The 12,911-nt window shown below is 63.3% G+C and carries 14 protein-coding genes; 3 read left to right on the top strand and 11 right to left on the bottom strand.

Annotated features, from left to right (window positions below):
• Nucleotides 1–3: 3 nt before the first annotated feature.
• From NCR35_RS07810 to NCR35_RS07785, 6 genes are all read right to left on the bottom strand, one after another.
• A complete protein-coding gene (locus tag NCR35_RS07810) occupies nucleotides 4–1,392 on the bottom strand; it encodes a replicative DNA helicase (protein WP_175940241.1) in 1,389 nt (462 codons plus the stop codon).
• A gap of 122 nt (nucleotides 1,393–1,514) precedes the next feature.
• Complete coding sequence (rplI, locus tag NCR35_RS07805; protein ID WP_175940240.1) at nucleotides 1,515–1,970, bottom strand: 50S ribosomal protein L9; 456 nt, start codon at nucleotides 1,968–1,970, stop codon at nucleotides 1,515–1,517.
• Between the two features lie 28 nt (nucleotides 1,971–1,998).
• Entirely contained in the window at nucleotides 1,999–2,274 is a 276-nt protein-coding gene (gene rpsR, locus NCR35_RS07800; protein WP_007000150.1) for a 30S ribosomal protein S18, read from the bottom strand.
• Between the two features lie 2 nt (nucleotides 2,275–2,276).
• Complete coding sequence (gene priB, locus NCR35_RS07795; protein WP_250533903.1) at nucleotides 2,277–2,576, bottom strand: primosomal replication protein N; 300 nt, start codon at nucleotides 2,574–2,576, stop codon at nucleotides 2,277–2,279.
• A gap of 45 nt (nucleotides 2,577–2,621) precedes the next feature.
• Nucleotides 2,622–2,993 (bottom strand): 30S ribosomal protein S6, encoded by a 372-nt coding sequence (gene rpsF, locus NCR35_RS07790; RefSeq protein WP_061117413.1) that lies wholly within the window; start codon nucleotides 2,991–2,993, stop codon nucleotides 2,622–2,624.
• A gap of 132 nt (nucleotides 2,994–3,125) precedes the next feature.
• The gene (locus NCR35_RS07785) at nucleotides 3,126–4,088 is read right to left on the bottom strand and encodes a LysR family transcriptional regulator (RefSeq protein WP_250533902.1); all 963 of its coding nucleotides are present in this window, start codon (nucleotides 4,086–4,088) and stop codon (nucleotides 3,126–3,128) included.
• Between the two features lie 171 nt (nucleotides 4,089–4,259).
• On the opposite strand from NCR35_RS07785, the gene gcl reads away from it, so the two are divergent.
• The 3 genes from gcl to NCR35_RS07770 are packed head-to-tail and all read left to right on the top strand — an operon-like array spanning nucleotide 4,260 to nucleotide 7,817.
• On the top strand, nucleotides 4,260–6,035 hold the full coding sequence (gene gcl, locus NCR35_RS07780; RefSeq protein WP_250533901.1) for a glyoxylate carboligase: 1,776 nt from the start codon (nucleotides 4,260–4,262) through the stop codon (nucleotides 6,033–6,035).
• Nucleotides 6,036–6,079: 44 nt separating this feature from the next.
• Nucleotides 6,080–6,880 carry a hydroxypyruvate isomerase gene (gene hyi, locus NCR35_RS07775; RefSeq protein WP_250533900.1) on the top strand — a complete coding sequence of 267 codons (801 nt, stop codon included), beginning with the start codon at nucleotides 6,080–6,082 and terminating at the stop codon, nucleotides 6,878–6,880.
• Nucleotides 6,881–6,908: 28 nt separating this feature from the next.
• Entirely contained in the window at nucleotides 6,909–7,817 is a 909-nt protein-coding gene (locus tag NCR35_RS07770) for a 2-hydroxy-3-oxopropionate reductase (RefSeq protein WP_250533899.1), read from the top strand.
• A 164-nt stretch (nucleotides 7,818–7,981) separates the two neighbouring features.
• On the opposite strand, the gene NCR35_RS07765 is transcribed toward NCR35_RS07770, so the two are convergent.
• From NCR35_RS07765 to cysT, 5 genes are read right to left on the bottom strand one after another with little or no spacing between them, the layout of a single operon-like run.
• Nucleotides 7,982–8,995, bottom strand: coding sequence for an asparaginase (locus NCR35_RS07765; protein WP_250533898.1), 1,014 nt, complete (start codon nucleotides 8,993–8,995; stop codon nucleotides 7,982–7,984).
• Nucleotides 8,996–9,028: 33 nt separating this feature from the next.
• On the bottom strand, nucleotides 9,029–9,955 hold the full coding sequence (locus NCR35_RS07760; RefSeq protein WP_175940234.1) for a CysB family HTH-type transcriptional regulator: 927 nt from the start codon (nucleotides 9,953–9,955) through the stop codon (nucleotides 9,029–9,031).
• 39 nt (nucleotides 9,956–9,994) lie between these two features.
• On the bottom strand, nucleotides 9,995–11,065 hold the full coding sequence (locus NCR35_RS07755; RefSeq protein WP_250533897.1) for a sulfate/molybdate ABC transporter ATP-binding protein: 1,071 nt from the start codon (nucleotides 11,063–11,065) through the stop codon (nucleotides 9,995–9,997).
• Between the two features lie 15 nt (nucleotides 11,066–11,080).
• Nucleotides 11,081–11,983 (bottom strand): sulfate ABC transporter permease subunit CysW, encoded by a 903-nt coding sequence (gene cysW, locus NCR35_RS07750; protein WP_244848579.1) that lies wholly within the window; start codon nucleotides 11,981–11,983, stop codon nucleotides 11,081–11,083.
• Entirely contained in the window at nucleotides 11,980–12,864 is an 885-nt protein-coding gene (gene cysT / locus NCR35_RS07745; protein ID WP_250533896.1) for a sulfate ABC transporter permease subunit CysT, read from the bottom strand. Before cysT ends, cysW begins: the two co-directional genes overlap by 4 nt.
• Nucleotides 12,865–12,911 lie beyond the last annotated feature (47 nt).

Genomic DNA, 12,911 nt, shown 5'->3' with positions numbered 1-12,911 from the left:
GGGCTATTCGCCGCCGTAGAAGCTCTGGACGCCGGCGAAGTTGTCGAACTTCGTATACTGGCCGTGGAACGTCAGGCGAACTGGCCCGATGGGACCATTACGCTGCTTGCCGATGATGATTTCCGCGGTGCCCTTATCCGGACTGTCGGGGTTATACACCTCGTCGCGGTAGATGAAGAGGATCACGTCCGCGTCCTGCTCGATAGCGCCGGATTCGCGCAGGTCCGACATGATGGGCCGCTTGTTCGGACGCTGCTCGAGACCGCGATTGAGCTGCGACAGCGCGATCACCGGCACGTCGAGTTCCTTCGCGAGGCCCTTCAGCGAACGCGAGATTTCGGAGATTTCGGTCGCGCGGTTCTCGCCACCGCCGGAGCCGGACATCAGCTGCAGATAGTCGACGATGATAAGCCCGAGCTTGCCGCACTGGCGCGACAGGCGCCGCGCCCGCGAGCGCAGTTCCATCGGATTGAGGCCGCCGGTTTCGTCGATGAAAAGCTGCGCCTCGCTCATTTTCTGCACGGCATGCGTGAGCTTCGGCCAGTCTTCGTCGGTGAGACGCCCCGTGCGCATGCGGTGCTGATCGAGCCGGCCGACCGAACCGAGCATACGCATGGTCAATTGCGTGCCGGGCATTTCCATCGAAAACACGGCAACGGGCAAGCCGTACTCCACGGCCACGTATTCGCCGATGTTCATCGAGAACGCCGTCTTACCCATCGACGGGCGCCCCGCCACGATAATCAGTTCGCCGCCGTGCATGCCCGAAGTCATGCGGTCGAGATCGACGAAGCCGGTCGGCGTGCCGGTGACATCGCTCGGATTCGCGGTGTGATAAAGCGTGTCGATGCGCTCGACGACCTGCGTCAGCAGCGGCCCGATTTCGAGGAAGCCTTGCGTGCCGCGCGCGCCGTCCTCGGCGATGGAGAACACGCGCGCTTCGGCTTCGTCCAGAATCTGGCGGACTTCCTTGCCTTGCGGATTGAACGCGTCGGCGGAGATTTCATCGGCCACGGACACGAGACGGCGCAGCACCGCGCGGTCGCGCACGATTTCCGCATAGCGGCGGATATTCGCCGCGCTCGGCGTGTTCTGCGCGAGCGCGTTCAGATACGCGAGGCCGCCCACTTCCTCGGCCTTGCCGGCCATCGTCAGCGATTCGTAGACGGTGATCACGTCGGCCGGCCGCGTCGCGGCGATCAGCTTGCCGATGTGCTCGTAAATGATGCGATGGTCGTAGCGGTAGAAGTCGCTCTGCGACATCACGTCGGCGATGCGGTCCCATGCCGCGTTATCCAGCAGCAAGCCGCCGATCACCGATTGCTCGGCTTCGATCGAGTGCGGCGGAACCTTCAGCGCGTCGAGTTGCGGATCTTTGGACGGTGCGTTCATGGGGTGGAATTATCGACGAAATCGGCCATGCGGTGTATTGATCGGACAAACAAAAAAGGCAGGAACCCGCGAAGGTTCCTGCCCTTTCTTACTGCTCGCGAAGCCGAAGCCTCGCGTAAAACTTAGGCGTGTTCGCCGAGCACCGACACCGTGACGTCGACCACGACGTCCGTGTGCAGCGCCACTTGAACCGGATGGTCGCCGACCATCTTCAGCGGGCCTTGCGGCAGACGCACTTGCGCCTTTTCCACTTCCGCGAAGCCTTGCGACTTCAGTGCTTCGGCGATGTCCGCGTTCGTGACCGAACCGAACAGACGGCCGTCGACGCCGGCCTTCTGCGAGATCTGAACCGTGAAGCCGTTCAGCTTGTCGCCTTGAGCTTGCGCTGCAGCCAGCTTTTCAGCGGCGTTCTTTTCGAGTTCGGCGCGGCGAACTTCGAATTCGGCGATCGCGTCCTTGGTCGCGCGGCGAGCCTTCTTGCCGGGGATCAGGAAGTTACGTGCGTAGCCGTCCTTGACCTTGACGATGTCGCCCAGGTTGCCCAAATTGACGACCTTTTCCAAAAGAATGATTTGCATTTTTGGCTATTCCTTATGCGTCGTCTGATTAGGCCTTGTGCAGGTCGGTGTACGGCAGGAGCGCGAGGAAACGCGCGCGCTTGATTGCCGTGTCGAGCTGGCGCTGATAGTGCGCCTTTGTGCCAGTCAGACGAGCCGGCGTGATCTTGCCGTTTTCGCCGATGAAGTCCTTCAGCGTTTCCGTGTCCTTGTAGTCGATGTACTCGACGCCGGCTGCCGTGAAGCGGCAGAACTTCTTGCGCTTGAAGAGCGGGTTTTGTTGCTGACGACGCTTGTCGAATTTCTTACCAGTCGGGCGGGGCATGTTCAGTCCTTTCCAATGTCCTGCAATTCTGTGATGTGAAACACCAGGGTTCGGGAGTTACGGCCTTTTTTCGCCAGAAAGCCCGTGAAGCGCGTTTCGACGCCCATCGGACAGCTTTCCAGCCTGCCGCTCGCTTCTCCGGCGGCGACCGCGGGCAGTGTCAGTTCGATCTTCCGGGCGATGCCCGCTTCGACGACTTCTGCCGCGTGTTGCAACGTGCAGCTTGCGATCGGAATGCCGGCGGGCGTGTATCGCACCGGTTCGCGTTCCACGACGCTCGCTATCAGTTGCAGCCGGTTCACGAGTGAGTTTCGGTTCCCTGGTGGCTTGACAGTGTTGAACTGTCCTTAAGCCTGCGCTTCGGACGGCTGGCTGGCCGCCTTCTTGGCTTCTTCGCGCTGCACTTCCTTCATCATCGGCGACGGGCCGGTTTCGGCCTTCTTCATCTTGACGATGAGGTGGCGCAGAACGGCGTCGTTGAACTTGAACGCGTGTTCAAGTTCTTCGAGCGTCGCCTGGTCGCATTCGATGTTCATGCAGACGTAGTGAGCCTTCGCGAGTTTCTCGATCATGTAGGCCAGTTGGCGGCGGCCCCAGTCCTCGATACGGTGGATCTGGCCACCGTGCGACGTGATCGTGCTCTTGTAACGCTCGATCATCGCGGGCACTTGCTCGCTTTGATCGGGATGCACGATAAAGACGATTTCGTAATGACGCATATTCACTCCTTTTGGATATAAGCCGCCCGGGCGTCGGACCGGTGCGGCAAGTGAGAAGCCAGCGAGTATATACCGTTTGGTGGTCGGACGGCAAGACGAACCGGAGTTTTCCGACTGACTTTCGCCGCTTTTTCAATCATTTAGCGCGCCAGCGCTCGCCTGCCGATGCGCTTCGCCAGGCGGCTCGGCCGCGCGGCTCCAATAACCGGGCTGCGCGTAGATTTCCTTCAGGTAATCAATGAAGTAGCGCACGCGCGCCGGCACGTAGCGTTGCTGCGGGTAGACGGCGAGGATGTCGTAGTCGGGCAACTCGTACTCGTCCAGCACGGTTTCGAGTTCGCCCGCCGCCAATTGGCGCTGAATTTCCCACGTCGAGCGCCAGCCGAGCCCGAGGCCCTCCGACACCCAGCGATGCAGCAATTCGCCGTCGTTGCAGTCGAGGTTGCCGCTCACGCGCACGGTCGCGAGCTTGCCGTTGCGCCGGAAATACCAGCCGCGGTTCTGCCCGCCTTGCAGGTTGAACGCGAGGCAGTTGTGATTCGGCAGATCGTCGAGCGATTTCGGCTTGCCGTGCTTGCGGAAGTACGCAGGCGTGCCGCACACCACGCGCCGGTTGCTCGCCAGCTTCACCGCGACGAAGTTCGGATCGACCGCCCCGCCGATGCGGATCGACAGATCGTAGCCCTCGCGCACCAGATCCACGACGCGGTCGGTCAGATTGAACGACATCTGCAATTCCGGCTTGTCGGCAAGGAACGCCGGCGCGTGCGGCGCGACGTGCATGCGCCCGAACGCCGCTGGCGCCGACACGATCAGATGCCCGCCGACCGCGCGCCGCCCCGCCGCCAGTTCGTTCTCCGCCTGATCCCACTCGGCCAGCAAATTTTTGCAGCGGTCGAGAAACGCCGCGCCCTCTTCGCTGACCACGAGCCGCCGCGTCGAGCGGTACATCAGCTTGACGCCGAGACGCTTTTCGAGCGCGTCGATGCGCCGTCCGAGAATGACCGGCGACACGCCCTCTTCCAGCGCCGCCGCCGCGAGGCTGCCGGCTTCCGCGACGCGCACGAACGTCTCGATCTGCTTGAAGCGGTCCATTTTCCTGTCTCCTGTGCCGAGCCGCGCCGCTGCCTCATTCGAAACTTTTTGTTTGGGAAAAAGCGACTCCGACTGATCTTATCAAACCTTTTTCACAATCTTAAAGTGCAACGGAACCCTGCTTCGATGCAGACAGCGATAACGGAAAGAGACTGAAGGAAGGAGACATTCATGGCCAAGATGAGAGCCGTCGACGCAGCCGTCCTCGTGCTGGAAAAGGAAGGTATCGATACCGCGTTCGGCGTGCCGGGCGCCGCGATCAACCCGTTCTACTCGGCGATGAAAAAGTCGGGCAGCATCAGCCACGTGCTCGCGCGCCACGTCGAAGGCGCGTCGCACATGGCCGAAGGTTATACGCGCGCCGGGCCCGGCAACATCGGGGTATGCATCGGCACGTCGGGGCCGGCGGGCACGGACATGATCACGGGCCTCTACTCCGCTTCTGCCGATTCCATTCCGATTCTTGCGATCACCGGGCAGGCGCCGCGCGCGCGTCTCTACAAGGAAGACTTCCAGGCGGTCGATATCGAATCGATCGCCAAGCCCGTCACGAAGTGGGCCGTGACCGTGCGCGAGCCGGCGCTCGTGCCGCGCGTGTTCCAGCAGGCGTTCCATCTGATGCGCTCGGGCCGCCCCGGCCCGGTGCTGGTGGATCTGCCGATCGACGTGCAGCTCGCCGAAATCGAATTCGACATCGACACCTACGAGCCGCTTCCGGTCTACAAGCCGAAAGCGACGCGCGCGCAGATCGACAAGGCGCTCGCGATGCTCAACGACGCCGAGAAGCCGCTCATCGTCTCCGGCGGCGGCGTGCTAAACGCGGCGGCCGAAGACCTGCTCGTGCAATTCGCCGAAACGCTGGGCGTGCCCGTCATCCCGACCCTGATGTCGTGGGGCGCCATCCCCGACGATCACCCGCTGATGGCCGGCATGGTCGGCTTGCAGACGTCGCATCGCTACGGCAACGCGACGATGCTTGCATCGGACTTCGTGCTCGGCATCGGTAATCGCTGGGCGAACCGGCATACGGGCAGCGTCGAGGTCTATACGAAGGGCCGCAAGTTCGTTCACGTCGATATCGAGCCGACGCAAATCGGCCGCGTGTTCGGACCGGACCTCGGCATCGTCTCGGATGCGAAGGCGGCGCTCGAACTCTTCGTCGAAGTGGCGAAGGAATGGAAGGCCGCAGGCAAGCTGAAGGACCGTGGCGCGTGGGTCGCGGACTGCCAGCAGCGCAAGCGCACGATGCAGCGCAAGACGCACTTCGACAACGTGCCGATTAAGCCGCAGCGCGTCTATGAAGAGATGAACCTGGCGTTCGACCGCGACACGTGCTTCGTGACGACGATCGGTCTTTCTCAGATCGCCGGTGCGCAGTTTCTGCACGTGTTCAAGGCGCGCAACTGGATCAACTGCGGTCAGGCCGGCCCGCTCGGCTGGACGATTCCAGCTGCGCTCGGCGTGCGCGCGGCGGACCCCCAGCGCAAGATCGTCGCGCTCTCGGGCGACTACGACTTCCAGTTCATGATCGAAGAGCTTGCGGTGGGCGCGCAGTTCAAGCTGCCGTACGTGCATGTCGTCGTGAACAACTCGTACCTCGGTCTCATTCGTCAGGCGCAGCGCGGCTTCGACATGGACTACTGCGTGCAGCTCGCGTTCGACAACATCAACGCGCCCGAACTCGAAGGCTACGGCGTGGATCACGTCGCGGTCGCCGAAGGCCTCGGCTGCAAGGCGCTGCGCGTATTCAAGCCGGAGGACATCGCCGGGGCGCTGAAGAATGCGCAGGCGCTCGCGGCGGAACATCAGGTGCCGGTCGTCGTCGAGATGATTCTCGAACGCGTGACCAACATCGCGATGGGCACCGAGATCGACGCCATCAACGAGTTCGAAGAACTCGCCGAGAGCCGTGCCGACGCGCCGACCGCCGTCACGCCGCTCGACTGAAGCATCAACTGACGACCCACTGACCGACCATCAGGAAAAGAACAATGCCGAAATTCGCCGCAAATCTGACGATGCTCTTCAACGAAGTCCCGTTCCTCGACCGCTTTGCCGCGGCGGCGAACGCGGGCTTCGAGGCCGTCGAATTCCTGTTTCCGTATCCGTATTCGATCAGCGATCTCAAAGCGCGCGTAGAGGACAGCGGCGTGCGGATCGTCCTGCACAACCTGCCTGCCGGTAACTGGGAAGCAGGCGAGCGCGGGATTGCGTGTCTGCCGGATCGCGTCGCCGAGTTTCGCGACGGCGTGCCGCGCGCGATCGAGTACGCGCGCGCGCTGAACGTGCCGCAACTGAACTGCCTCGTCGGCATACCCACAGCGGGCGTCTCGGCGCAGCAGGCGCGCGAAACGATCATCGAGAACCTTCGTTTCGCCGCCGATGCGCTGAAGCAGGAAGGCATCCGTCTGCTCGTCGAGCCGTGCAATTCATACGACATTCCGGGCTTCGCGCTGAACCGATCGCACGAAGGACTCGACGTGATTCGCGCGGTCGGCTCCGACAATCTCTTCCTGCAATACGACATCTATCACATGCAGCGCATGGAGGGCGAGCTGGCCGCGACGATCAGGAAGAACCTGCCGTCGATCGCGCACATTCAGCTTGCCGACAACCCCGGCCGCAACGAACCCGGCACCGGCGAAATCAACTACGCGTTCCTGTTCGATCTGCTCGATTCGATCGGCTACGACGGCTGGATCGGCTGCGAGTACAAGCCGCTCGCGGGCACCGAAGCCGGGCTCGGCTGGCTTCGCTCGATCGCAACGGACAAGGCGCGCGCCGCTGCCTGAACCACGACACAAAGGAGGAGCACACAGTATGGCAACGATCGGTTTCATCGGCCTCGGCATCATGGGCGCGCATATGGCGCGCAACCTCATCAAGGGCGGTCACGCGCTCGTCGTGAACGGCAAGTATCCGGTGCCCGACGATATCCGCGCGCAAACGAAAGTGGTCGCGGACTCGACGGCCGTCGCGCAGGCAAGCGAGATCGTCATCACGATGGTGCCCGACACGCCCGATGTCGCCAACGTCTTGTTCGCCGATGACGGCGTGGCCAAGGGCTTGAGCCAGGGCAAGCTCGTGATCGACATGAGCTCGATCAACCCGCTCGATACGCAGGAGTTCGCGAAGAAGATCAACGCGCTCGGCTGCGATTACCTCGATGCGCCCGTGTCCGGCGGCGAAGTCGGCGCGCGCGAAGCGACGCTCACGATCATGGTGGGCGGCCCGGAGAAGTCGTTCAACATCGCGAAGCCGCTCTTCGAACTGATGGGCAAGAACATCTCGCTCATCGGCGACAACGGCGCGGGTCAGACCTGCAAGGTGGCCAACCAGATCATCGTCGCGCTGAACATCGAAGCGGTCGCCGAGGCATTGCTTTTCGCATCGCGTTCGGGCGCCGATCCGGAACGCGTGCGCAAGGCGCTGATGGGCGGCTTCGCATCGTCGCGCATTCTCGAAGTGCACGGCGAGCGCATGACGAAGCGCACGTTCAATCCCGGCTTCAGGATCGAACTGCATCAGAAGGACCTGAACGTCGCGCTCGACGGCGCGCGCAAGATGGGCCTCGCGCTGCCTCACACGGCGAGCGCACAGCAGTTGTTCAGCGTATGTGCAGCCAATGGCGGCAAAGCGTGGGATCACTCGGCGCTCGTGCGCGCGCTCGAGATCATGTCGAACTTCCAGGTGGCGGAAGAACCGCAGCAAGCGAAGGCTGCTGCGTAGGCTCGCGCCTGAACCGTGGGGCGTCCCGCGTATGGGCACGCGGGACAAATGCCGCTCTGGGCTGAGGGCGGCAAGTGGGGTCCGAGAGCGGCATCCGGCGGCGCGCCGGGTTAGCCTTGGTCGGTCAGACGGTTCGCCGTCGGGTGTCCGCGTCGGATTCGCGTTCAGTAAGTATCGAAGAGGCGTTGCAGCGCCGCGGCGTCTTTCACGCCGGCCGATAGCGCCAGCATCAACAGCACACGCGCCTTGTATGGATTCAGCGTTCCCGCGCTGACCGTGCCGAGCGCATCGTCGCTAGCCGCGCCGTTTCGCATTACGTGTCCCGAACCGACGCGCGATGCCCGCACGACGGCGACGCCCGCCTTCACCGCATCGCTTAGGGCTTCTGTGATGCTCTCGTGCATCGAACCATTGCCCGTCCCCGCGACGACGATTCCCTTCACGCCCGCCGCGACGAGCGCATCCACCGCGACGCCCGAAACGCCCGCATAGCTCGCGATTATTTCGACCATCGGCCAGTTCTCGGCCACGGCGAATTCGCTTGCCGTCGTATGCGGCTTCGTCACCGTACGCTGGAATTCCACGCGGCCGTCCTGCACGAAACCGAGCACGCCGGTTTCGGGCGAGCGAAAGGCATCGACGGCATACGTGCTCGTCTTCGTCACATCGCGGGCGCTGTGGATCTGGTTATTGAACGCGACAAGCACGCCCTGCCCTGCGGCATGCTTCGAAGCTGCGACCGTGACCGCGTTGAGCAGATTGAGCGGGCCATCGGCGGATAGCGCGGTCGATGGCCGCATCGCCGCGGTCAGCACGACAGGCTTCGTGGTCTTCACGGTCAAGTGCAGCAGATACGCCGTTTCTTCGAGCGTGTCCGTGCCATGCGTGATGACGATGCCGTCGATGTCGTCCTGCGCGGCGAGTTCGTTGATGCGCGCGGCGAGCGTCGTCCAGAGCGCCAGGCTCATGTCCTTGCTGTCGATGCCCGCGATCTGTTCGGCATGAATTCGCGCGACGGAGGCGAGCGCAGGCACGGCGTCGAGCAGCTTGTCGACGCCGACGACGCCCGCCTTATAACCGGCCGTGGACGCAGCATCGCCGGCCTGTCCGGCGATCGTGCCACCCGTTGCAAGGACGGCGATGCGAGGGGGAATGCGAGGGAGAGTCTGTGTGTTCATGCCGGCGATTGTAAATCAGCCGGCATGTGTGTTTCAGGCCGCTTCGCGCAGTTGCGCGGCGATCTGCGCTTCGTCGAGCTGCGGCGCGAACATTTCGATCAGCCGGTACGCATACGCGCGCAGGAACGCGCCCTTGCGCAAGCCCACGCGCGTGGTGCTGGCTTCGAACAGGTGCTGCGTATCGAGCGCGACGAGTTCGGTATCGCGCTTGGCGTCATAGGCCATCGCCGCGACAATGCCGATGCCCATGCCGAGTTCCACATACGTCTTGATCACGTCCGCGTCGATGGCGGTGAGCACGATGTCGGGCATCGCGCCCGCGCTCGCGAACGCCTGGTCGACGTGTGAACGCCCCGTGAAATCCTGATCGTAGGTGACGATCGGATATTCCGCGATCTGCTCCAGCGTGATGTCTTTACGCCCGACGAGCGGATGGTCCTTCGGCACCACCACCGTGTGATGCCACGAATAGCACGGAAACGTGACGATGTCGGGATAGCGGTCCAGTGCCTCGGTCGAGATGCCGATATCCGCCTCGCCGTTCACGATCATCTGCGCGATCTGTTGCGGACTGCCCTGCCGCAGCGCCAGATGCACCTTAGGAAATACTTCGGTGAACTGACGGATTACTTTTGGCAGCGCGTAACGGGCCTGCGTGTGCGTCGTGGCGACCACGAGATGCCCGTTGTCCTGATCCGCGAACTGGCGCGCCACGCGCCGCAGGTTCTCCGCATCGAGCAACATGCGCTCAATCAGCTGATGCACCTGCTTGCCCGGTTCGGTCAGCCCCGTGAGCCGCTTGCCGCGCCGGATGAAGATATCGACGCCCAGTTCGTCTTCGAGATCCTTGATCTGCTTGGACACGCCCGACTGCGACGTGTACAGCACGTTTGCTACTTCCGTCAGATTCATGTTCTGACGCACGGCCTCGCGCACGAAGCGCAGTTGCTGGAAGTTCATGGTTCGCCTCTCTTGTCTTGCTGCCGTTTTATGGATGTCTCATTGCGCCGGAAAGACGCGCAGCGCGCGCGGCACGGCGCGCACGCCATCGCCGATATCGAGCTTCAGCGAGCGCCATGCTTCCCGGTCCAGTTCCGCTTCGAGCACGCCGCCCGCGTCGCCTTCCAGTTCCACACGTACCGAGCCGCCGAGCGTCACCACGCGCCGCACGCCGACCACGATACCGTCGCGATGCGCGAGACCCGCGGCATCGTCGGCGCGGTACAGCGCGAGGTCGTGCGGCCGCACATAGGCGAGCGCGCGGCCGCTGAAGTGTGCTTGTGCGGCGATGGCTTGCGCCGCGCCATCCGCGACGAAGCCGCCCGCATCGACATGACCCTGAAGGCGATTGGCCGCGCCGAGGAATTCATACACGAACGATGTTTGCGGATGATCGTACACATCCTGCGGGCTGCCGACCTGCTCGACGCGGCCATGATTCATCACGACGATGCGATCCGCCACTTCGAGCGCTTCCTCCTGATCGTGCGTGACGAAGAGCGTGGAGATATGCAGATCGTCGTGCAGGCGGCGCAGCCAGCTTCGCAGTTCCTTGCGCACCTTCGCATCGAGCGCGCCGAACGGCTCGTCGAGCAACAGCACTTTCGGTTCGACAGCGAGTGCCCGTGCAAGCGCGATACGTTGCCGCTGCCCGCCCGAAAGCTCCGAAGGAAACCGCTGCGCGAGCCAGTCCAGTTGCACGAGCTTGAGCAATTCGTGCACTTTCTCGCGGATCACGGCTTCCGACGGACGCTCGCGGCGCGGCTTCACGCGCAGACCGAACGCCACGTTTTCGAACACCGTCATGTGCCGGAACAGCGCGTAATGCTGGAAGACGAAGCCCACTTGCCGGTCGCGCGCGCCCACTTGCGCGACGTCTTCGCCATTGAGCAGGACCTGACCGGCATCGGCATATTCGAGGCCCGCGATCACGCGCAGCAGCGTGGTCTTGCCGCATCCGGACGGCCCGAGCAGCGCGACGAGTTCGCCCGCCGGAAAGTCGAGCGTGACGTTGTCGAGCGCGGTGAAATCGCCGAAGCGCTTTTGCAGATTGCGAACGATGATGCTCATGATGTGTCCTTTGCCTTAGTTCTTGGCGCCTGCATCGGCGAGCGATTGCGACATGCGGCGTTCCGCGACGAGCTTGAGTCCGAGCGTCACGAGCGCAAGCAGCGCGAGCAGCGAGGCGACGGCGAACGCGGCCGAGAAGTTGTATTCGTTATAGAGGATCTCGACGTGCAGCGGCATGGTGTCGGTCTGTCCGCGAATGTGGCCCGATACCACCGATACCGCGCCGAACTCGCCCATTGCGCGTGCATTGCAGAGAATCACGCCATACAGCAGGCCCCACTTCACGTTCGGCAGCGTCACGCGGCGAAAGATCTGCCAGCCCGAAGCGCCCAGCACATGCGCGGCTTCTTCCTCGTCGTTGCCTTGCGCCTGCATCAGCGGAATCAATTCACGCGCGACGAACGGGAACGTCACGAAGATCGTCGCCAGCACGATGCCCGGCACCGCGAAGATGATCTGAACGTCGTGCGCCGCGAGCCACGGACCGAACCAGCCTTGCGCGCCGAACATCAGCACGTAGATGAGGCCGGAGATCACGGGGGAAACCGAGAACGGCAAGTCGATGAGCGTGGTCAAGAGCGCCTTGCCGCGAAAGTCGAACTTCGCGATCGCCCACGATGCCGCGAGGCCGAACACGACGTTGAGCGGCACGGCAATCGCCGCCGTCGTCAACGTGAGCTTGATGGCGGACCATGCGTCCGGGTCTTTCAGCGACTCGAAGTAATAGTCGATGCCCTTCGCGAACGCTTGCGCGAACACCGCGACGAGCGGCACCACGAGAAAGAGCGCGAGGAACAGGAGCGCGATGCCGGTGAGCAGCCAGCGCACCGCGCGCGGTTCCGTGACGGGATCGAGCGTGCGCGCATCACGCGGCGCAGCGGTGTTCATCGCGATGGCTTTGGTGTCAGATGTGCTCATGCGTGGCTCCCTTGCACCGATACCGCGTGCGCAGGAACAGCGCCCGTGCGGCTCGTGCGCCGTTGCAGGAACCATTGCAGCGTGTTGATGAGGAGCAGCATCAGGAACGACACGCACAGCATGACGACGGCGAGCGCAGTGGCGCCCGCATAGTCGTATTGTTCGAGCTTCGTGATGATGAGAAGCGACGTGATTTCCGACTTCATCGGCACATTGCCCGCGATGAAAATCACCGAGCCGTATTCGCCGAGTGCGCGCGCGAACGCCAGCGCAAAGCCGGTCAGAAGCGCCGGAAAGAGCGACGGCAGCACGACGCGGCGAAACGTCAGCCAGCGCGTCGCGCCGAGGCACGCGGCGGCTTCTTCCTGCTCGCGTTCGAAGTCTTCCAGCACCGGCTGCACCGTGCGCACGACGAACGGCAAGCCGATGAACGTCAGCGCCACCAGCACGCCGAGCGGCGTGAACGCGACCTTGATGCCGAGCGGCGCGAGATACTGCCCGATCCAGCCGTTGCCCGCATACACGGCCGCGAGCGAGATGCCCGCCACAGAAGTCGGCAGCGCGAACGGCAAATCGACGATGGCGTCCACGATGCGCTTCATCGGAAACGTGTAGCGCACGAGCACCCACGCGACGAGAAAGCCGAACACCGCGTTGATGAGCGCCCCGCCGAGCGCCGCGCCGAAGGTCAGCCGGTACGACGCCAGCACCCGCGGCGATGTCACCGCGCGGACGAACTGCGCCCAGTCGAGCGTCGCCGTCTTCGCGAACGTGGCGGCGAGGGGTATCAACACCACGAGGCTCAGATACGCGAGCGTGATGCCGAGCGTCAGGCCGAAGCCCGGTAGCGCGCTCGGCTTGCGCAAAGTGAAAGTCGTCATCCTTGCTTTCGTCCTGTTCCAGTGCGCCGGGGAGCGCGTGTCATCGA

Source organism: Caballeronia sp. AZ10_KS36 (genome assembly GCF_023631105.1).
GTDB lineage: Bacteria > Pseudomonadota > Gammaproteobacteria > Burkholderiales > Burkholderiaceae > Caballeronia.
The sequence above is the reverse complement of the archived record's forward strand: the minus strand, read 5'-3'. Positions and strand labels throughout refer to the sequence as shown.